At 41.6% G+C, this 20,404-nt stretch carries 16 protein-coding genes; 1 reads left to right on the top strand and 15 read right to left on the bottom strand.

All coding sequences use genetic code 11. The features are described 5' to 3' along the window. Positions 1 to 33: 33 nt before the first annotated feature. The 5 genes from BM390_RS03050 to BM390_RS03070 all read right to left on the bottom strand — a co-directional run bounded on the left by BM390_RS03050 (position 34) and on the right by BM390_RS03070 (position 4,493). A complete protein-coding gene (locus BM390_RS03050; protein ID WP_218161145.1) occupies positions 34 to 1,467 on the bottom strand; it encodes a PTS mannitol transporter subunit IIBC in 1,434 nt (477 codons plus the stop codon). Between the two features lie 76 nt (positions 1,468 to 1,543). After that, a complete protein-coding gene (locus BM390_RS03055; RefSeq protein ID WP_177220613.1) occupies positions 1,544 to 1,987 on the bottom strand; it encodes a PTS sugar transporter subunit IIA in 444 nt (147 codons plus the stop codon). A 40-nt stretch (positions 1,988 to 2,027) separates the two neighbouring features. Further along, entirely contained in the window at positions 2,028 to 3,185 is a 1,158-nt protein-coding gene (locus BM390_RS03060) for a mannitol-1-phosphate 5-dehydrogenase (protein ID WP_089852884.1), read from the bottom strand. 42 nt (positions 3,186 to 3,227) lie between these two features. Beyond that, a complete protein-coding gene (hxlB, locus tag BM390_RS03065; RefSeq protein ID WP_089852885.1) occupies positions 3,228 to 3,785 on the bottom strand; it encodes a 6-phospho-3-hexuloisomerase in 558 nt (185 codons plus the stop codon). Further along, a complete protein-coding gene (locus BM390_RS03070) occupies positions 3,786 to 4,493 on the bottom strand; it encodes a ribulose-phosphate 3-epimerase (RefSeq protein ID WP_089852886.1) in 708 nt (235 codons plus the stop codon). Between the two features lie 165 nt (positions 4,494 to 4,658). Here BM390_RS03070 and BM390_RS03075 point away from each other — a divergent pair, with 165 nt between their 5' ends. Then, positions 4,659 to 5,408, top strand: a complete 750-nt coding sequence (locus BM390_RS03075) for a DeoR/GlpR family DNA-binding transcription regulator (RefSeq protein ID WP_089852887.1) — start codon at positions 4,659 to 4,661, stop codon at positions 5,406 to 5,408. A gap of 176 nt (positions 5,409 to 5,584) precedes the next feature. Here BM390_RS03075 and BM390_RS03080 read toward each other — a convergent pair whose 3' ends face one another. The 10 genes from BM390_RS03080 to BM390_RS03125 all read right to left on the bottom strand — a co-directional run bounded on the left by BM390_RS03080 (position 5,585) and on the right by BM390_RS03125 (position 20,313). Then, positions 5,585 to 7,516 (bottom strand): fructose-1,6-bisphosphatase, encoded by a 1,932-nt coding sequence (locus tag BM390_RS03080; protein ID WP_089852888.1) that lies wholly within the window; start codon positions 7,514 to 7,516, stop codon positions 5,585 to 5,587. A gap of 291 nt (positions 7,517 to 7,807) precedes the next feature. Continuing rightward, positions 7,808 to 10,084 carry a glycoside hydrolase family 2 protein gene (locus BM390_RS03085; RefSeq protein ID WP_089852889.1) on the bottom strand — a complete coding sequence of 759 codons (2,277 nt, stop codon included), beginning with the start codon at positions 10,082 to 10,084 and terminating at the stop codon, positions 7,808 to 7,810. A gap of 49 nt (positions 10,085 to 10,133) precedes the next feature. Next, positions 10,134 to 11,504, bottom strand: a complete 1,371-nt coding sequence (locus tag BM390_RS03090) for a methyl-accepting chemotaxis protein (RefSeq protein WP_089852890.1) — start codon at positions 11,502 to 11,504, stop codon at positions 10,134 to 10,136. A 24-nt stretch (positions 11,505 to 11,528) separates the two neighbouring features. Further along, positions 11,529 to 12,377 carry an HAD family hydrolase gene (locus BM390_RS03095; protein WP_062322913.1) on the bottom strand — a complete coding sequence of 283 codons (849 nt, stop codon included), beginning with the start codon at positions 12,375 to 12,377 and terminating at the stop codon, positions 11,529 to 11,531. Positions 12,378 to 12,460: 83 nt separating this feature from the next. After that, complete coding sequence (locus BM390_RS03100; protein ID WP_369813869.1) at positions 12,461 to 13,312, bottom strand: SDR family oxidoreductase; 852 nt, start codon at positions 13,310 to 13,312, stop codon at positions 12,461 to 12,463. 282 nt (positions 13,313 to 13,594) lie between these two features. Beyond that, positions 13,595 to 14,644 carry a mannonate dehydratase gene (uxuA, locus tag BM390_RS03105; RefSeq protein ID WP_089852891.1) on the bottom strand — a complete coding sequence of 350 codons (1,050 nt, stop codon included), beginning with the start codon at positions 14,642 to 14,644 and terminating at the stop codon, positions 13,595 to 13,597. A gap of 47 nt (positions 14,645 to 14,691) precedes the next feature. After that, positions 14,692 to 16,092, bottom strand: a complete 1,401-nt coding sequence (uxaC, locus tag BM390_RS03110) for a glucuronate isomerase (protein ID WP_062322916.1) — start codon at positions 16,090 to 16,092, stop codon at positions 14,692 to 14,694. Positions 16,093 to 16,153: 61 nt separating this feature from the next. Continuing rightward, positions 16,154 to 16,795, bottom strand: coding sequence for a bifunctional 2-keto-4-hydroxyglutarate aldolase/2-keto-3-deoxy-6-phosphogluconate aldolase (locus BM390_RS03115; RefSeq protein WP_062322918.1), 642 nt, complete (start codon positions 16,793 to 16,795; stop codon positions 16,154 to 16,156). 187 nt (positions 16,796 to 16,982) lie between these two features. Continuing rightward, positions 16,983 to 18,704 (bottom strand): glycoside hydrolase family 3 protein, encoded by a 1,722-nt coding sequence (locus BM390_RS03120; protein ID WP_089852892.1) that lies wholly within the window; start codon positions 18,702 to 18,704, stop codon positions 16,983 to 16,985. 82 nt (positions 18,705 to 18,786) lie between these two features. Then, the gene (locus BM390_RS03125; RefSeq protein WP_089852893.1) at positions 18,787 to 20,313 is read right to left on the bottom strand and encodes an MFS transporter; all 1,527 of its coding nucleotides are present in this window, start codon (positions 20,311 to 20,313) and stop codon (positions 18,787 to 18,789) included. Positions 20,314 to 20,404: the final 91 nt, after the last annotated feature.

Raw genomic sequence — 20,404 nt, forward strand, 5'->3', positions numbered from 1 at the left:
TTACTTGTGAGTGAAAGAGATAACTGTGCTCGGTTAACCTTTAAGTCGGTTGAGTAAATCTTCTAACTTTGGATCACCAATATAATTCTCAATAGTGATAATGTCATGGTCTTTAAATGACAGTCTCGCACGATCTAATAAGTTTTGGTGAACAACAATGATATCTGAATCTTTTGGTGCATCTTCGATGCGGTAATGTTTCACTTCGATTCCCTCAAGGCCGGCACCCTTTAATTTCTTTCTGAACGTTGTCGCACCTAGTGCACTACTTCCGGCACCAGCATCACAGACAAAGGAAATCTTAGACACACCTTGAGTGTTTACTGTCTGAGCATCTGTTGATGCTTGATAAAGGTTTTTACCTTCAGACTTCATTGTTTGTGACTTTTCCATTGATGTCGTTAGCGCGTCACTGTCGTCATCTTTGTTTTTATCAAGTTTTAAGATGATGGACGTGACGATAAAGGATACAACAGTTGCGACAAGAACACCTAGGATAATACCGATAAAGTTGCCACGTGGTGTTAAGGCAAGATAAGCAAAGATGGAACCTGGACTTGGACCAGCCACTAGACCCGCATCAAAGAGTTGGAATGTCGCAATCCCTGACATAGCACCGGCGATCATACCAATAATCGTAAGCGGTTTCATCAACACGTAAGGGAAGTATAGTTCGTGAATCCCACCGAAGAAGTGAATAATAATCGCCCCTGGTGCGGTCCGTCTTGCGGTTTTATTACCAAAGAACGTGTAAGCAAGGAGTAAGCCTAAACCTGGTCCAGGGTTAGATGCGACTGTGAAGTAGATGGATTTTCCTACTTCTAAGGTTTCTTGTAAACCAAGTGGGTAATAAATTCCTTGGTCAATCACGTTATTTAAGAAAAGTACCTTAGCTGGTTCATTAATCAAAGATAAGAGCGGTAAGAATCCTGTTGCGACAAGTGCCTCAATCGCCACAGTCACAGCTTCGTTGGCTGCTGAAATCACTGGGCCGATAAAGAGATAAGATAGTAAGAGTAAGAAGAAACCTAAAATACCAATTGAGAAGTTATTAACAACCATCTCAAATCCTGCACGGATCTTATCTTCAATTAATTTATCGAAGCTTTTGATAATCCAACCACCAAGTGGTCCGATAATCATTGCCCCTAAAAACATCGGGATATCTGAACCGATAATTAAACCAATCGCCCCGATTGATCCCATCACAGCCCCACGCTGTCCACCGACCATGCGTCCACCTGTATAAGCAAGTAACAATGGTAGTAAGTACGTAATCGTTGGACCAACCATTTCCGCTAAGTGCGCATTTGGCCACCAACCAGTTTCAATCACGAGAGCGGTTAAAATCCCCCAGGCGATAAACGCCCCAATGTTCGGTAGTACCATGTTCGTTAAAAAGCCACCCATCGCTTGAATTTTTGCTCTTATTGATGGCTTTTGAGTTGACATTGATTGATTTGACATAATAATTCCACCCTTTCAAAAATGAAGTTAAAACGACGTTTAATGTAAGTCTTACGTTGTGCTTTACTTAACCGACTTACTCTTCTTCAACATTTGCGATAATTGCTTCGATTTCTTCTACACTACCTGCTTCTTCTAGTGCAGTGCGCAAATCATCATCACCTAGAACACCGGCTAAATCTGAGATTAAATCTAAATGTCCTGAGCTACTTGTTGCTCCTAAGACTAAGACAAGACTGACTGGTTTATCTTCTGGATACATGACGGGCTGATCGAGTTTGAGTAAACTCATACCGTCTTGTTTCACGCCACCTTTATTTTGTGCATGTGGCATCGCAAAGTTTGGCACGATCACAATATACGAACCAAATTCATGGACGTTACTGATCATATCACTGACATAGCTGTCGTCAATTGAGCCATCATCTAATAGTGGCTTAGCAGCTAACTTGATCGATGCTTCCCACGCTTCAACCTCCGGTTTGTGTTGGATACGTCCTTGTAAATAATCTTTCAACATTGATAAATCCCTCCTGAAAAATAGTCTCTCTGTTTTAACATCATTTCTGTATGGGCTTCCATTCATTATAAGCGAGGAGAATTCGTGAGACAATATCTTCATTGTGAATCATTGAATACTGTTCAATCGCTTTTTTTACACCGTGTTCACCCATGTATTTTTGAAGTGCCTTAGCTTCATCATCACCTGAATAATCAAATAGATAGGCTGCTGCGACGACTTTAATGAAATGATTAACCGGTTTGTCCAAGTCTGAAAGAGCGGTCAATGGTTTCACTAGGCGCTCGTCTGGTCCGACTTTTCGAATCGGACTGCGACCAACCCGCGTTACCTCATCAGAAATGTTGTTGTTCATAAATCGCGCCAATACTTTATCAATGTAAGTCATTTGCGTTTCTTTTTCGACACCGTGCACTTCGACAAAATATGCAGCCGCTTCGCGCATCAACCCTCTAATAAAAGATAAAATATCAGGAATCTGTAAAGCTTGTTGAATCGTTGATGCACCATTAAGGTAACCAACATAAGCGGTTGCGGCATGTGCCATATTGACTAAGTATAACTTTCTTTCAATATACGGTGTTAAGTCATCGACATAAGTCGCCCCTGTGAGTGCGGGTAACGTATGATTAATCATCTCACCTCGATGAATCACCCACTCATAAAAAGGTTCAACTAACGCGATCATTCCCTCGTCTGCTTCTTTTGATAAAGCTAAGCGATCAATCGCAGTATTCACAAAACTAACTTGTCCCTGTAACTCCTCCATCGCTTGATCGCCGACATGACGAGACAGAAGCGTCTTTAACGTTGACGAGGCATTAACCGCATTTTCATTTGCTAATACATCAAGCGGTTGATCATTTTCTTTCACACGTTCTATGAGACCTTCACTTAAAATAGGGACAATGTATTTAAGATTATCCACGCCGACAGACGTCGTAATGATATTCGCTTCTTTTATTGCCCTTATTACCTCCTCTTTATCTTGACCGCTATTCAGCGCTGTAACACCGGACACGGTCAAAGTTGTCTGATGATCATCCAGTAGCTCAATTTTATACGTGCCTGTTTGATTTAATTGATCAATCATGGCTTGGTTGACATCAACGAAACAAACATCATAACCTGATTGATTCAGTAAATAACCAATAAACCCTCTCCCAATATTACCAGCCCCAAAATGTAGCGCTTTCATTTTTATCCCCCTTTATATCTCGTCCCCTTTTGAACTTAGCTGTTACTCTAAGTTCGCATGATATTGCCATAGATTGTGTAAATCCATACCGTCTTGTTGTACTATCATGAGCGCAATCGTATCACCTAAGAGTAGTAAACTTTGTTCAAATAAACTCGTCATCGGTTGAACCGACGTAATTTCATTTGGTAAGGCGAATTTTGTACTAACTGGAATGCGAACAAAGACGTCTGAATACGCTTTCATTGAACAGTCTGGATTCGCACCGATATGCGCCACTCTTGCGTTAAATGATTTGGCCTTTTTCGCAATGATCAGCGGAAAAGCTGATTCCCCGCTACCAGAACCAACAATCAGTAAATCTTTATCCGTAATCGCAGGTTCAGTAATTTGTCCAACCACAAAGGTGTTGATCCCTAAATGGGCCAAACGCTTCGCAATCCCTTCTAAAGCAAGTAGTACCCGTCCAACACCAACAAAAAACACTTTGTCCGCTTGTTTAATTTCTTTAATGAGTTGGTCCACATTATCTGCTTCAATACCTGATAAAGCTTCAGCCAATTCTTTCGTAATGACCGCTTGCGCTTCTTGATACTTCATTTACGATTCCTCCCGTTGTTTTAATCCTGCCGCTATTTTTTCTTCCATTGTTGCTTTATTTTCAGCTAACGTATAGCCCTTCACAAATAAGCTTGTGCTACCAGCTACGAGAAAATCTGCGCCTGCGGCGACTAAATCAGTAATCGTCTCAAGTGACACGCGCCCATCCACTTCGATCCGTGTATCTAAACCTAACCGATCAATCATCTCGCGTAAGTCTGTTACTTTTTTATTCGCATAACGGACTTGTTTTTCATTTTTATCTGTCGCAAATCCTGGGTTAATCAACATGAGTAGTACGGTGTCCACTTGTGGCAACACATACTCGAGTACCGATAGCGGCGTCGCTGGGTTTAAAGCCACCCCGACTTTTACATTATTTTTTTTCATTAAGTTAATGTAACGATCAATATGAATACTTGTTTCTAAATGGAACGTTATCTGTTCAACACCAATGTTAATCATTTCTTGAATAAAGAATTCATTATCATTAGCCATAATGTGCACATCAAAGGCTAAATCAGTTAATTCACGTAAGCGCTTAATCGTATCGATACCCAGTGGCATACTCGGACTAAAACTTCCATCAATCACATCAATGTGTAATGTATCGAGTCCTGCTGCTTCAATCTCACGAATACCTGCTTCTAAGTTCGCTAAATCCGCACACATAATGGATGGCGCGATTGTAATTGCATGTTTTTGCATTTAATTGCCTCCCTTTGCTGTATTTACTTAGATTATAGCGCATGTTTTTGCGTGTGTAAAGTATTAAACAGAAAAAACATGCAAATATTTGCGTTTTTTTAATTGTTTATCTTGTTTCCTGTATATGTTAGAATGGTCTTAACAACTATATAGAAGGTGAAAATCATGTTAAAACAAGAACGTCAGGACTTCATTTTAGAAATACTCGATAACGAAGAACGCGTCATTGCTAGCGACTTAAGCCAAAGGCTCGACGTCTCAGAAGATACGATCCGCAGAGACTTAAAAGAACTCGATAGTCTCGGACTTATTAAACGGGTGCATAGTGGCGCATTGCGGCTTGGTCCACCAGTACAAGACTTCACCAAACGTCAAGACGTCAATAAAGATATAAAAATTGAACTTGCTAAAAAAGCGGTAGAATTCATTAAAGATGATATGGTGTTAGTCATCGATAGCGGAACAAGTAATTTAGCGTTTGTTAATCAACTGCCACTCAATTTAAAAGCGACTGTCATCACCAATAGCCCACCCATCGCCATGGCCTTAGGCAGTCATGATGATGTTGAAGTCATTATGTTAGGCGGTACGATGTTTAAAGAATCCATGGTTAACCTAGGCGTAGAAACAATTGAAGCTTTAAACACCATCCGCGCGGATATGTATATTATGGGGGTACACAAAATCGATTGTAGCATTGGCATTAGCGTTCCAAGTATCGGAGAGGCTTCGGTTAAACGAAAAATGATTGAAGTGTCAAATGATGTCTTAAGTATGGTGACATCGGATAAACTCAATACGTTTGCGAGTCATATAATCGCCCCGGCGAATGTGTTAACGTATATGATTACCAATAGCAAGAAAAACGACGTCCTTGCGATGTATGAAAGTCAACAAGTCACTGTTATCAATTAAATCGGCAGACATCGGCAAGTTCAAGTGACAATTTTCAAACAGGCATAAACAGGCATAGGTGTCACGGCATAGAAAAAGACACACCACATAAACTTATGGTGTGCCTTTTTCTGTTTTTATCATCTTTTTCATCTATTCGGATTCTATTAACTCTTAGCCATTATGCGGAACACAAATCACCTGACATATTTACCATCTAAAAGCTTCTTTAAGTACTCAATCTCTTGGATCAATTTCTCTCCAATGTTGGTCTCGCGCACCTTTTTCCGGCGCAATTCTTTGTCGACAAGACGCTTTTTTGATAACACATCGGTGCCATTTTTAATGACGTCTTGTTTTGAATGGAAGTAATGATGGGCAACGAGTTCAATGCCGTATGAATTATAGACAAGGGTATAACCGGCAATCCCCGTCGTCTTTTGGTAAGCCTTAGAAAAGCCACCGTCAATCACAATCATTTTCCCATTCGCTTTAATCGGGTTCTCTCCTTCAATTTCTTTCACCGGGGTATGGCCATTAATGATGTGCCCCGTCTCTGGGTCAAGCCCAAAGGCTTCTAAGATATTCCTCACCACTTGTTCATCTTCTCTTAAGTAGTAATAGGCATTTTTGCGCTCTTTATGGGTGGCTTTATCTTCGATAAAGTAACGCTCAAACGTCGTCATTTCCTTTTTACCAAAGAGCGATGAATGTTCACCCGTCCACATATACCAAACCATATCAGTGGCAAGGTCATCGGTGATGCGCTTATTCTGATAACTGACACGCAGGAACGATTCAAATTGGTCAAGCAATGCTTTGCCACTATACGTCTTTCCTTCAATCTCAAATGAAGCAAACGTGCCATCATCATTAAGCGGAATACAACCGTGAATCAATAAGTTTCCATTATAACGTAAATAGAAGTTGCCTTTTTTCATTAAGAAGTCCATATGACGGGTAAGCTTTTCTGAATGTTGCACATTAAAAAGGAGTTGATTAATGACCCGCTCTTCTTCCTCTAATAACGCACTCGGGTCTTCCGGGTCCACTGTCTGGAAGCATGGATTTTTAAGTGAGTAAATCTGCCCGTCTAACTCGATGGTTTCCCTCTCATAATCAATAAACTCTAGCACCTGGCGGTGTTCAAGATGAAAGGATGGCCGGCGTTTAATGATGGGCAACTCTAACTTGAACTGAATCATCGTAATTGCTTGGTGCATCTTCGTAATGTCTAAAATCTCATCCTCTGTCAGTTCTTCCCCCGGCTGCAGTTTCGGCCGAAAGGCTGGATGATCGTCATAATAATGATTCGCCAACATCTGTAAGGGACGTAAGTTAATCCCGTACCGGTCTTCAATAATATCTAAATTATTATATCTCGCACAAATACGAATAATGTTGGCGAGATTCACCTTAGACCCACTATAGGCACCTAGCCATAACACATCATGGTTGCCCCACTGAACATCAACCGAATGGTGCTCAATTAAGGTTTCCATAATCTTATCAGGTTTTGGTCCTCGGTCATAAATGTCCCCAACAACGTGGAGATGATCAACGACAAGCTGTTGAATGGTGTAACATAAACCAACAATCAATTTATCGGCTTGATTAAGTGAAATAATCTGTTGGATAATCTTCCGGTAATACTCCTTTTTATTCTCTAGTAAATCAACCTTATACAACAGTTCTTCGATAATATAGATAAAGGCTTTCGGTAAAGCTTTTCTCAGTTTCGACCGTGTATATTTACTTGATGTATAAGAGGTAAGACTAATTAACTTCTTAATCACATCTTCATACCATTGATACAATTCGTGTTGGTCATCAAATTGTTGTTTCATCATCTTTAGCTTTTGTTCCGGATAGTAGACAAATGCCGCTAAATCATTCATCGCTTCTTTCGGTAACTGGTCTTTAAATAACTCCTCAATCTTATCCTTCACCTTACCTGACCCGTTTCTTAATACGTGACTAAACGCTTGAAATTCCCCGTGTAAATCACTGACAAAGTGCTCGGTCCCTTTAGGTAAGTTTAAAATCGCTTCTAAATTGATAATTTCAGTCGCGACTTTTTCTTCGGTGTCATACTTTTCTGCGAGTAATTCTAAATACTTCCGTTCCATTGTTTTCCCCCTTTATACAACCGTCTGTAAGTCTTGCCTCCTCTTTTATTTGACATGTTTCGCTAAATATTACTTTCTATTTTACCGGCTACTCACGCTTATGGCTAGTTGATTTATGTGTTTTTTCTGAAAACTCGAGGTAAACGTTGAAATACTCCTTAACCAGAGATTACTTTTACTGCGAGCTGATTAAAAAAAGACCACCTTACATAGGTAAGATGGTAAATAGGCGGGAAAACGTCAGCCATAACATATCCCTAAGTGCTTGAAGCTTATTAAAGTGTTACTTACTTATTTCTTAACTTTCGTTAAGGCTTGATTCAACTTATTTAATACACGCGGACTAAGCGTGTCTGAATCCATACTCGCGAGTGTGTCGACTTTCATCGTCGACATCATTTCATACATCGGCGCTTTCGTCACGTCTCCTAATTGCTTAAAGAGAATCTCACGTGTCCGTTCGTTTTCCACCAACGCTTCAAATGTGTCACGCGTGGAGAAAACGTCATCTGTAATCATGACGTCTTCTAGTGGTCTCTCATCTATTTGATCATCTGGCATATCAAACCAGTTAGCGACAAGGCCACCCTCATCTTTGACCGGTGCCTTATAGCGCGGGTCAAACGTGGCTACTTTATCAAAATAGCCGGTATCGGTTTTGCCTCTATTCGAAACGACCATCACTTTATTTTCCCCATCACGTAAGGCGACATCAGAAAAGACGACCGTTTTATCTTCTTGCTGTTGGGTCGCATGTTTTTCGCCATTGACATAAAGGGTGATGCTGTCTTCATTTGTGTACACTTTAAACTGTGTCACTTCCCCTTCACGGTTCACGTAGCGTTTACCCGTTAAATGCACGACAGCGTCTTCTCGCCAGTAAGCTTGATAGAGATAAAAGGCATCTTTTTTGATTTTACGATCATACGTGATCAGCCCTTTGTTGTTGCGTCCCTTTACGCCACCTTCATCACGAATGTTGGCGCCAAAGTCAAACATATTCCAGACAAAGGTTGACCAAAGAAACGGTCGTTCATGGAAGATTTTATACACCTTCTCATGATAAAGCGCATGGTAATCTTCAGTGTAATCTTTTACTTTTGGATCAAGGTTATGGCAACGAATAATACCCTCAGCCCCGTATTCACTGATACCAATTGGCACATCAGGGTTCTCTTCGTGGAATTGATCTAAGAACGGTGCGAATTCTTCTGCCTCACCGACATACCAGCCGTAATACTTATTGTAGCCAATCAGGTCGGTTTCCTGGTTGTACGCATCATCATTTTCGACAAACATAACATTCGCCATTGTGGTCAAACGGGTTGGGTCTTCTTGTTTCGTTAAAACGTTTAGATCATGAACCAAATCTCTGACCGCTTGTTTATCACCACCAATTTGAATTTCATTTTGAATTCCCCAGAAACAGATCGACGGATGATGTAGATTTTGACGAATCAGTTCAACCATTTGTGATTTCGCATTTTTTCCGGTCACATCTGTTTTTGACATCCGTGATATGAACGGTGTTTCGGCCCAAGTAATAATCCCGTATTGATCACATAAATCATAGAAATATTGATCATGCTGATAGTGTGCTAAGCGAATCGTATTCGCCCCGACTTCACGAATGAGGGCCATATCTTCGTCGTGTTCTGCCTCAGTAATCGCCCAGCCCATATCCTTTCGGTCTTGGTGACGCGATACGCCGCGCAGTGGATAAGGTTCGCCGTTTAAGAAGAAGCCCTTCTCTGGGTCAACGTGATAATATCTTAAGCCAAGTGGTAACACGACTTCATCAACCGTGTCATTAAACGTCTCAACTCTCACACTGATTGAATAAAGATGAGGGTCTTTCACTCCATGCCAAAGCATGGGATCGTCGATGGTGAGCTTGATCGTCTCAGTGGTGACGCCTGAAGTTAACGTCACTTCTTTACCGCGACGGTACACAGACTGCCCAGCTTGATCAGTCACGTCGATCCATAACCTCGCTTCACTTGTCTCCTCTGATTCATTCACTAGGCGCATATCAATTCGAACAGTCGCCGATTCATCTGTGACATCTTCCTGAAATAGATAGACACCACTTGATCCATGATCGAGTAAATCAAAGTGTAACGCATCCGCTACCACCAGGTTGACATCACGGTAAACCCCTCCATAAAATGTGAAATCAGCCATGAGTGGGTAAATCTCTTCCCGGTGACGGTTATCGACTTCAAAAATAAGTGTATTCTCTTCAGTAAAGCTCACAACATCGGTCACATCAAAGCGGAATGTTGAATATCCCCCTTCATGTTTGCCAACATTCATCCCATTAACAAACACTTCGGTAACACTATTTGCCCCTTCGCATTCAATATAAATGCGGCGACCTTGATCTTGTTCAGCTAACATGAATGTCTTTTGATAGCGACTTTTTGCCCGGTAAAAATCAAACCCATTTGCCCCATCGATCGCATTCCACGTATGCGGTAAGCCAACTGTTATCGGATGAAACGTTTGTTTGTCATTGATCCCTTTTTCAAAGGTCCACGCTTCATTAAGGTTGATTCGTTTAGCCATAGCAACCATCCTTTCTTTTTTTAAAATTCTTAACAATACCGCTCTTTCATTATCTCAAAATGTCATTCATTTTTTCATTAAATCGTTCAACAACGGCTTCTAATTCAGCCAGTAACGGCGTCACTTGCTCATAACTTTTCGTTTGATTCCATTTTAGAATAATGTCTTCCGCCAGTTCATGAAGTTGGTCATGATCGCCTTTAATTAATGTTACTTCTTGATGATTTGGATCTGTTTGGGCTAATTTTTCAAGGTGTCGCCCTAAATTACATACTTTACCCGTCGATACATCTTCAACCGAGAGTTCCACAAACCCATGAATCGCATTTCTCACTTGCCAATACAGACGTAAATGATCGGTACGGGCCACTTCTCTTAAGCTATCTCGGTCAAGCGCTTTGTAGTAAGGTAAAGCTCTTTGTTTAATCGCATAATTTTTCTCACTAATATGATAGATACCTTGTCCTGTTTCTCTTGAGAGTGTATAGAGTTGATTTGATTCATGCGCCACATGGTCGATTTTCGCTGAAATCTCTTGTGTCGTCGCCGCTTGTTGTTCGATACTGGCCGACATGTTTTCAACGTAATCATTAAGACCATCCATATCATTCACAATCAAATCAATCGTCATATTTGATTCGGTTAACCTTACTTTATTCGTTTCAAACGTACTAACCGCTTCGGTCATCGCTTCGCTAGATGCTGTAATTTCACTTGAAAGTTCTTGAATGATGTCATCAATTTGGTCAAGTGAAGCTTTCGTGTGTGCGGCTAACTTTGTAATCTCACTCGCAACGACACTAAAACCTTTCCCGTGTTCACCGGCACGCGCTGCTTCAATCGAAGCGTTGAGCGCTAAGAGATTCGTTTGATCCGCAACACCATCAATAATGGCCGTCACTTTCTCAATCGCTTCGGCCTTTTGCTTCACATCCGACAGCCGTGATTCAACTTGTCTCACCGATTGATAGGCCCCGTCAATGCCCTGGGCAGCTTGTTCGAGTTCACCTTTAGCATTTGCCGCTTTCTCAGTCGTTGACTGAGCTTTTTCAGCTGATTGCTGACTTAAGTTAGCGACATCTTCAATCGCATCGCGCATTTCACTTGTCGACGCTTGAATGTCAGCACTGCTTCTTTTCTGCGTATCAATGAGCTCCAGCAAATGGTGCACCGAATCAAGTGACGTGATTTGATTCATTAACGCTAAATTTTCAGTGAACATCGTCCGTAATTGACTGTTTTTCAGTTCCAACAAGTTATTAATCTCTGACGTGATTGGATGATCAAAAGATAGGTAGGCATCCTGATCACGATGATTAACCCCATCATACTGGGCATTAACTTGATAAACACGCGAGAGTTCTTCTTCTAGACCTTGTAAAGGATTGTCTAGTTGTTTCGATTGTTTTCTTTTAAACATGTTTGTCACCTTTATCGTTTTGACTTAGTCGTTTGATTCAAGGGCTGCGTGGAACTCAGCAATGAGCATCTCTTGATAACTCGCGTCAAAAGCACCGGCGAGTAAACGTGGGAACGCTTCTTGTTTAAGACGGTTCCAACTCATTTCTTCTTGACCGACGATAATCGGATAGAAATGGACCCCATTTTTCTTAGCTGCATCTAAATCTCCCGGTGCATCTCCAACCATCACGACTTGGTTTTCACGGTAGTTAAATCCCAGTAAATCATGAATACACTTTGCTTTTGAGCCTGCTTCTTGACCGAGGAGGACATCGACATACTCACCTAAACCGTGACGGGTCCACTCTTCTAGGACGGCCGTTGTGTTAGCACTTGAGACAATCGCCACATCGGCCTCTTGACTGATCGCTTTTAATCCTTCTTTTACACCATCAAACGGTTTGTCAACATCAGACAAGTTACCGATCGCTTCATTGACTTTTTCGCTCCACAGTAAACCTAACTTCAATTCTTCTTCGCCAGATGCTTCATAGGCTTGTTTCAAGGCACGGTTTGATAATTCTGGTGTTTCTTCGGTCCATTTCTTTAACGCTTTAAACGGCGCGACGTCCATACCGCGTTCATAGGCGACATCAAAAGATAACACTAAGCCTTTAAAGCGGTTGATGCCGCGTGTCATTGAATACAGATTTAATTCATTCCACAAACGGAGGAATGCATCTTCAATTTTCTCTAAGCCAAACACCTCAATAATTTTCGGTCCGAAACATTCGATGTGTTTGACATCCATCGTATCCATGGCACAGCCGTCAGAATCAACGCAGACGAGTACGTTGTGCTTTTTGTGAAAATCAACTAAATTTGTGTTCATGTTGGTTACCCCTTTGTTTTAAAACAGGGTTATCACCAGTGATAACCCTGTCGTTATTTATTTTTACTTACTGTTTTTTTCTCTTACACACCTGAGTATGCGTGGAAGCCACCATCAATTGGTAACACAACGCCTGAGACGAAACTTGAATATTTGGCATCTGCTAAGAAAAGAACAGCACCTACTAATTCTTCAGGATCACCGAAACGTTCCATTGGTGTCGCGTTAATGATTTTTTGTGAACGCGCGGTATATGAACCGTCTTCGTTTAAAAGTAATTTCTCGTTTTGTTTTGTAACTAAGAAGCCTGGTGCGATTGCGTTGACACGGACACCAGCTTTAGACATATAAGTCGCTAACCATTCAGTAAAGTTACTGACTGCCGCTTTACCACCTGAGTAGGCTGGAATTTTTGTCAGTGGTGTGAACGCGTTCATCGATGATACGTTAATAATCGTCGCACCTTTACGCTCCGCCATGTCTTTTCCGAACACTTGTGATGGTAATAATGTTCCTAAGTAGTTTAGGTCCATAACAAAACCAATGCCTTTTGGATCTAAATCAAAGAATGTTTTAAGGTCTGGATTGGCTTTCGTTTTTTCAACATCATAGAACTCATCATCTGATGTCCCTTTAGGGTTGTTCCCACCGGCACCGTTTAGAAGAATATCAACGCCGCCGTAAACCTCATCAACTTTTGCTTTAGCCGCTTTAAGTGACTCAACGTCAAGGACGTTTGCTGCTACACCAATCGCTTTACCACCGTCTGAAACGATTTCTTCAGCAATCTTGTTCGCTGCTTCTTCTTGTAAATCCATAACGACAACATTTGCGCCTGCTTCAGCTAAGGCTTTACAGAAATAGCTACCGAGGACACCGCCACCGCCTGTCACTGCTGCGACTTTACCGGATAAATCAAATTTGTGTTCTTTCATCTTCATTTCCTCCCTTAGTGATCTTTGTTTTATCTGTTTCGTTCATGTTCATTGTTGCTAATCATTTATCTTACTTGTGAGTAAGAATGAATCAATTTATAGACAGCATGGCCGTAAGCAATGCTTTCCTAAGACCTAAATAATTGCCTTTTACATTTATACTAATTTTTTCAAGGAAAGTGGTATGCGTAAAACAGCCAAAATAGGTATGTTTTAGTTTTTAGGTTGTTCACTCGGGTGTCTTAGTTTTGCATCCCTTACGTTCATGCGTGTACACATGATTTAGTACTGTCGACGCTTGTTTTCAGCTTCCCATAAACCATTTAGATAAGTCGCACCAAGCGCGCGGTCATATAAGCCGTAACCTGGTTTACCTGTTTCACCCCAAATCATCCGACCGTGGTCCGGACGAATTGGGCCGGTGTAATCAAAGTCTTTCATGGCACGAATCACTTCGTACATATCAATTGAACCTGTTTCAGAGAGGTGTGGCGATTCTTGGAATGAACGTGTGCCTGATAATTTTACATTACGCGCATGGACAAAGTTCACGCGGTTCTTTTTACCGAAGTAACGTAACATCTCTGGGAAGTCATTTTCAGGTACCGCACCGAGTGATCCACTACACATCGTCAAACCATTGTTTGGTGAATCATACAGGTTAATGAAACGCTCTAAGTTCTCTTTATTTGTGATGATTCGTGGTAACCCAAAGATATCAAATGGTGGGTCATCTGGATGAATCGCCATCTTTATGCCACTGGCTTCTGCGACGGGCATGATTTCTTTAATGAAGTAACCAAGGTTTTCCCAAAGTTTTTCATGATCGACTTGTTTATAGTGATCAAACAATGTTTGTAGTTCTTCTTTTTCGTAGCTTGAATCCCAACCTGGCAGTGATAACTCACCCGTTAGTGGATCCATCTTTTCAACAACCTCTTCTTCGAAAATGAGCGCGGTTGAACCATCCTCTAATTCATAATCAAGTGATGAACGGGTCCAGTCAAAGACTGGCATGAAGTTGTAACAAACAACGGGAATGCCTGCTTCACCTAAGTTCTTCAGTGTTGTTTTATAGTTTTCAATATACTGATCACGTGTCGGTAAACCGATTTTAATATCTTCATGTACCGGTACACTTTCAATCACGGATAATTCTAAGCCATGCTTTTCGATTTCTGATTTTAACGCTTTGATTTTATCAAGCGGCCATACTTCACCAACTGGAATGTCGTAGATTGCTGTCACAATCCCTTTCATCCCTGGAATTTGGCGAATCTTTTCTAAAGTAACTGGATCTTCTTTACCGTACCAACGAAATGTCATTTCCATTATTATTTACCCCTTTGTTTTATAAGTTAAGTGTGTCTTTTTACAATTTATAAATTAAAATACCGCTTCGCATTGTAATAACAAATATTTTCAATCAATGGTTGAACAAGTGTATCGTCATTTGGTACTTCTCCATCTTCTATCCATTCCCCAACGAGGTTACAGAGTATGCGGCGGAAGTACTCATGGCGACTATAGGAGATAAAGCTTCGTGAATCCGTCAACATCCCAACAAAGTGCATTAACAGTCCTGCTTCACTCAGTGACTTCAATTGTCGATCCATGCCGTATTTTGTGTCGTTGAACCACCAACCTGAGCCGAATTGAATTTTTCCTTTAATACCGGCTTCGGTTTGGAAGTTTTGCATCGTCGTCCCAACAATATCGTTATACGTTGGGTTTAAGTTATAGAGAATCGTTTTTGGTAAATGCCCCGTCACTTCACAACTGTTAAGTAAGCCGTTTAATTTTGCGGCGACGTTTGCTTGGTCATTGATTGAGTCAAAGCCACTATCTGGACCGAGTTGTTCAAACATCTTTTTGTTGTTGTTGCGAATCGCACCGAAGTGGATTTGCATCACCCACCCCCGCTTCGTGTAGTCTTTGGCGAGCACATTGATGACGGCTGTTTTAAATTGTTCTTCTTCAGTTAACGTCACTGCTTCACCTGATAACGCTTTAGTAAAGACGGCGCTGACTTCTTCTGGTGTATACTCGGCGTATGGTACTTCACCAAGACCATGATCAGCTAAGCGACCACCTGCCTCATGGAAGTATGCCACCCGTTCAAGTAACGCTTCGGTGAAGGCATCGTAACTGTTAATCTCTTTCCCTGTCACCTCAGCAAGGAGTGAGACAAACGGAAGGAAGGTAGGTTTATTAATTTCTACCCCTTTATCCGGACGGAAGGTTGGCAGCACCTTGACGTCGAACCCTTCTGTTTGTAGCTGTTTATGAAACCTAAGATCATCAGTTGGATCATCCGTCGTGTTAATGAGGACAACGTTTGAGCGTTTGATTAAGTTCTGCGCACTGTAGTCGGGTTGACTCAGTAGGGCATTGGCTTGTTCCCAAATCGCTTCGGCGGTGTCAGGCCCCAATAAGTCTTCTATTCCAAAATATTTCTTAAGTTCTAAATGTGTCCAGTGGTATAGCGGGTTACCGAGCGTTTGCGGTACAACCTCTGCCCATTTTAAAAACTTTTCTTTATCCGTTGCCGCACCGGTAATATAATACTCATCGATGCCACTGGCACGTAAGGCGCGCCACTTATAGTGGTCACCTGCTAGCCAAAGTTCGGTAATATTTTTAAATTGTTTATCTTCTGCAATCTCCGCTGGAGGTAAGTGGCAGTGATAATCGATAATCGGTAAATCTTTCGCAAACTCGTGATATAAACGTTTTGCAGTGTCATTCTTTAACATAAAGTCGTCATGGATAAACGCCATCGGTCTCACCCTTTCTACTTAGCTCGATCTATTCTTACTTGCTTGTAGTGTATTTAATTTGTTACCTTACTTCATTTAAACGCGCGACAAATTGACTAGCAACTTCAGCCACACTGTCATAGTTTCCGCCTGAGACATCTTTCGTGAGCGCACTCCCGATGCCAACCGCATAAGCTCCTTTTCCGACCCATTCGTGTAAGTTATCAATCGAAACACCACCTGATGGCATCATCTCTGCGTGTGGGATTGGCCCTTTCACGTCTTTAATGAAGCCAGGTCCAAGCAATGATCCAGGGAAGAGCTTCACAACGTCGACACCTGATTCTAGCGCACTCATCACTTCGGTAATTGAACCACAACCTGGTAAATAAGGAATGCTGTAGCGATTACATACCGTCGCGATATCTTTATTGAAATGTGGGCTTACCACATACTTCGCACCGTGTAAAATCGCAATCCGCGCTGTCTCACCATCAAGGACCGTTCCGGCACCGACGATCATATCTTCAACACCAAGAGCACTTAAGGCTTCAATCGCACGTTCAGCACCTGGTGTTGAAAAAGTAATTTCAAGTGACTTAATCCCGCCTTCATAGACTTTCTTACCGATCGCGATGGCGTCATCTGCGGACTTGCCACGAACGACAGCAACAAGATACGCATCATGCATTTGTTTCAATGTTTCATGTTTTGTTAAGACCATTTGTTTGACCTCTCTTCACTGGAATTTATTGAGTTTCGTTATGTTTATTAATCATACTTGTATACTAGCATACACGAAAAACGTTTTCAATAGGTTTGCTTCACTCTTTTCTTAAAAAACTAAAGATTTTATGCATTTAGCAGATTTTAAAAATCCCCCAGCACTTACCTCTTTATTTACTGGCCTGTTATAGCTTCGCTTGCCATTTATTTGCCCAGACATTATTGTTAGGCTGACCTTTAAAGGTTGATTTCCCTTCTAACTTATCAATCAGTTGTGTGATATTCTCTTCATTTTCATGGTACGCATTAATGAAGGTTTTCACCATCGTCGCATCATGTAAGTGGGTCGTAAAATTAAGCGAAGCAAAGACGGTTGGTACTTCATAGACATACCAAGGGACTTCATTTGACATCGCTGTCTTCCACTGGATGCGGTAGTTGTTTTGCGCACCGTAGCCAATCACGTTCGCAATTACGAGCGCCAAATCGACTTCCTCGCGATATTTAAGCGTTTCACCTTTCACACGTGTGGTACCGTCATTGATGGTCACTTCATAGCCACGTTTTTCTAATTCCACTTTCACAACGTCACCAGCGTTAGTGCCGGTTGACTGGAGCCCGCCTTTTTCACCTTCTAATAAATAGAGACGAACACGTTTATGAGTTGCTGGACTAATTGGTAAGTTCCCTTGCGTATCTTTGACGAGCGTAATTCCTTTATCTGCTGCATCTTTACGCATTTTGAGGTGTTCTTCTGAACCGACAACCGCGAGCGCTTCTTTACCTTTTAACAATGTGCCCTCTTGTTGTTTCACATGTAAGTTGAGTTTTGCTTTTAAGCCTAATATCCGGCGCAGGGCGTCTGTCATACGGTCTTCAGTAATCACACCTTTTTGATAACCTTGTAACATAAAGTTAAAATCTTCTTCTAAGTTATTGAAGAATAAAAACATATCACAACCAGCTTGAATCGCACGTGGTACGTAGTCTTCACGGCGCATAGCCGCTGTCATACCGAGCATATGTGACGCATCCGTAATAACCATCCCGTTGAAGTCTAACTTTTCCTTCAATAACTCTTGCGTGAGTTCTTCTGCGAGTGTGGCTGGTAAAATATCTTCATCTTTTAAGTCTGGGTTAAGTGCTTTTTGATAGGCCGGTAAGGCAATATGTCCGGCCATAATCATTTCAACGCCCTCATTAATATGGTGGCGATAAACCCGGCCAAATGAATCTTCCCATTCATCAACGGATAATTCATTAACGCCTAAGACAAGGTGTTGATCACGTTCTTCTGTCCCGTCACCAGGCCAGTGTTTAATACATTGGATAATCTCTGACTGCGTTAAGCCTTTTAAGTACGCATCCGTATATTTAATCACGTCACTTGCGTTCGTGCCGTAGGCACGGGTATTCACAATCGTATTACGCCAGTTTTTTAAAATATCGACACATGGATCAAAGTTAACATTCACACCAAGTGCAGTTGCTTCTCGTCCTGAGACGTATCCAGCATTATAAGCAACGGACGTGTCAAGCGCAGCTTCCGCTTGTGCTCCTGAGGCGATATAAGTCCCATCTTTACACGCCCCGTTACCACCGGCATCACAGTTTGCCGCAACGAGTAAGGGGATTTTCGAATGACTTTGAAGTTCATTGAGTAAGTCTTGCACCGTTTCGGACTCTGCCCCCATATAACGTGCGCCGCCAATATGATACTTTTCTAAAATTTCTTTGTTAGTAAGGTCATTCCCACTGAATTTATCTTCACCAAAGAAGAACAGGTTGGTAAATAACTGTCCAACTTTCTCACGATCAGACATACCCTTAATCGTTTCTTCTACCCATTTGATTTGACTATCATCTAATTGATACGGTTTTTTTGTTAAATCAACATATTTACCCAAACGAATCGACTCCTTTATTTTCATCTTTTCTATTTGTTTTACCTGTTATTTCTACTACATCTATTAATCACATGTCTACTTATTACATAGCGACATCTTCTGATGCTGTTTTCGCATCCGCCCGCTCTTTACGGCGACGCATTTTTAGATCTTCTTGAATGTCTGCCATCTTCTCTTTTGTGAGAGGATAAAACTTCATCGCCGTTAATGCCACAATCCAAGCAAAAACGAGTACGCCAACGAATAGAAACATCCCTGCCCAGAATAGGCCGGGTGTATATGTTGTGTTCACATCTGGGAACACTTCACTAAACCCAACGTAAGCGAGTGTTAAACCAATCACTGTTTGCGCAAGAGACGACACCATTTTGTCAACGAATGAGAAGATGGTTCCCATGACCCCAGGTGCGTAGCGACCGGTTTTATGGGTTTCATAGTCCGTGACATCAGGAATCATCGGAATGACAAGACCCCCAGAGAGCGTTCTCAGACCATTACCCACCACATAAAAGAGAATGAAACTAACCGTTAAGAAGTTCCAACTCCCTATGCGAATCGTCGTTGGATCACCAAGCCATAGCATGAGGAACATACCAAGGAAGGTGAGAATCGCGAGTTGAGTGACGACAATAAATCCTTTACGTGTGCCGACTTTACTCGCGTAACGCGTCCCGTAGACGGCTATTAAAATATTCGGTATGAGCATCACGCCAGCAAGCGTGCCGTAAAGACTAAAGTCCCCAATAATGACACCAAACAGAACCACCATGACGATGGAATTCATCGCAATTTGCATGCCTAATTTTTCCGTTGAAGCAGCTAAGATTAACATTTGTAACGGACGATTGCCTTTAATAATTGTGACCATATCTTTGATCGTGATCTTCACTGCTTTACCGGTTCCGAAGTTTTCACTCACGTCACTTGACCAAATACCAGCAATCGCCATGGCGCTTAAGATACCGGTTACAATAATCGCCGTTATCGTAAATTCAGCGAACAAAGCACTTGAATTTAAGCTGCCGTACTTTGGCGCTAAATAATTCGATAAATACATCGGTACGGCCGCAAACAGAATAGACGTTAAACTAATATCAAACGTTGAAAACAGTGGACGCTGACTTGGGTCGGTCGTAATAACGGATTGACCTGACTTTGTGACAGCCGTTTGGAACGTGTACCCCACAATGTACAACACATATAACACGATGAAGTACGGTAATTTAAACATTTCTGGCACTAAGTGATTAGTAAAGAATAATAGCGCGGTTGTTGTACTCATTAAGAGATAACCACCTAAAATGAACGGTCGAAATTTCCCGAACTTTCCGTTCGTCTTATCAATCCACAAACCAATTATCGGATCCGTAATCCCGTCAAATACGCGGCTACCCGAAATTACCGTTGATACAATGACTGTTCCAAGTCCAACAACACCCGAAGCATAATACGCTACGTTCATCATAAGGAACATGAAAATATTTGTCGCGGTGTTGTTTGTTGAAAAGAAAGCCATTTGCCATACTTTTGCCCGGCGATAGTCTCCCTCTTCCGTAGCCGTTTGTCTTTGTTCGGCCGCGCTGATGAGGCGTTTGTTTTGATCATCCATATTGTTGTCCTCCTTAAATTTCGGTTACAATATTTATCTCTTTTTATCTATACATAAGAAAACGCTTACTGTTTATACTTGTATACTAGCA

This window comes from Halolactibacillus miurensis, assembly GCF_900116255.1.
Classification (GTDB): Bacteria; Bacillota; Bacilli; order Bacillales; family Amphibacillaceae; genus Halolactibacillus; species Halolactibacillus miurensis.

What these genes read in the sequence shown, in the direction of transcription:
- BM390_RS03060 (WP_089852884.1), bottom strand. Translation starts at nt 3,185, where the DNA reads ATGAAAGCGCTACATTTTGGGGCTGGTAATATTGGGAGAGGGTTTATT.
- hxlB (WP_089852885.1), bottom strand. Translation starts at nt 3,785, where the DNA reads ATGAAGTATCAAGAAGCGCAAGCGGTCATTACGAAAGAATTGGCTGAA.
- BM390_RS03115 (WP_062322918.1), bottom strand. Translation starts at nt 16,795, where the DNA reads ATGGTCTTAACAAAACATGAAACATTGAAACAAATGCATGATGCGTAT.
- uxaC (WP_062322916.1), bottom strand. Translation starts at nt 16,092, where the DNA reads ATGGCGTTTATCCATGACGACTTTATGTTAAAGAATGACACTGCAAAA.
- BM390_RS03090 (WP_089852890.1), bottom strand. Translation starts at nt 11,504, where the DNA reads ATGTTTAAAAGAAAACAATCGAAACAACTAGACAATCCTTTACAAGGT.
- BM390_RS03050 (WP_218161145.1), bottom strand. Translation starts at nt 1,467, where the DNA reads ATGTCAAATCAATCAATGTCAACTCAAAAGCCATCAATAAGAGCAAAA.
- uxuA (WP_089852891.1), bottom strand. Translation starts at nt 14,644, where the DNA reads ATGGAAATGACATTTCGTTGGTACGGTAAAGAAGATCCAGTTACTTTA.
- BM390_RS03075 (WP_089852887.1), top strand. Translation starts at nt 4,659, where the DNA reads ATGTTAAAACAAGAACGTCAGGACTTCATTTTAGAAATACTCGATAAC.
- BM390_RS03080 (WP_089852888.1), bottom strand. Translation starts at nt 7,516, where the DNA reads ATGGAACGGAAGTATTTAGAATTACTCGCAGAAAAGTATGACACCGAA.
- BM390_RS03095 (WP_062322913.1), bottom strand. Translation starts at nt 12,377, where the DNA reads ATGAACACAAATTTAGTTGATTTTCACAAAAAGCACAACGTACTCGTC.
- BM390_RS03070 (WP_089852886.1), bottom strand. Translation starts at nt 4,493, where the DNA reads ATGCAAAAACATGCAATTACAATCGCGCCATCCATTATGTGTGCGGAT.
- BM390_RS03055 (WP_177220613.1), bottom strand. Translation starts at nt 1,987, where the DNA reads ATGTTGAAAGATTATTTACAAGGACGTATCCAACACAAACCGGAGGTT.
- BM390_RS03085 (WP_089852889.1), bottom strand. Translation starts at nt 10,084, where the DNA reads ATGGCTAAACGAATCAACCTTAATGAAGCGTGGACCTTTGAAAAAGGG.
- BM390_RS03100 (WP_369813869.1), bottom strand. Translation starts at nt 13,312, where the DNA reads ATGAAAGAACACAAATTTGATTTATCCGGTAAAGTCGCAGCAGTGACA.
- BM390_RS03125 (WP_089852893.1), bottom strand. Translation starts at nt 20,313, where the DNA reads ATGGATGATCAAAACAAACGCCTCATCAGCGCGGCCGAACAAAGACAA.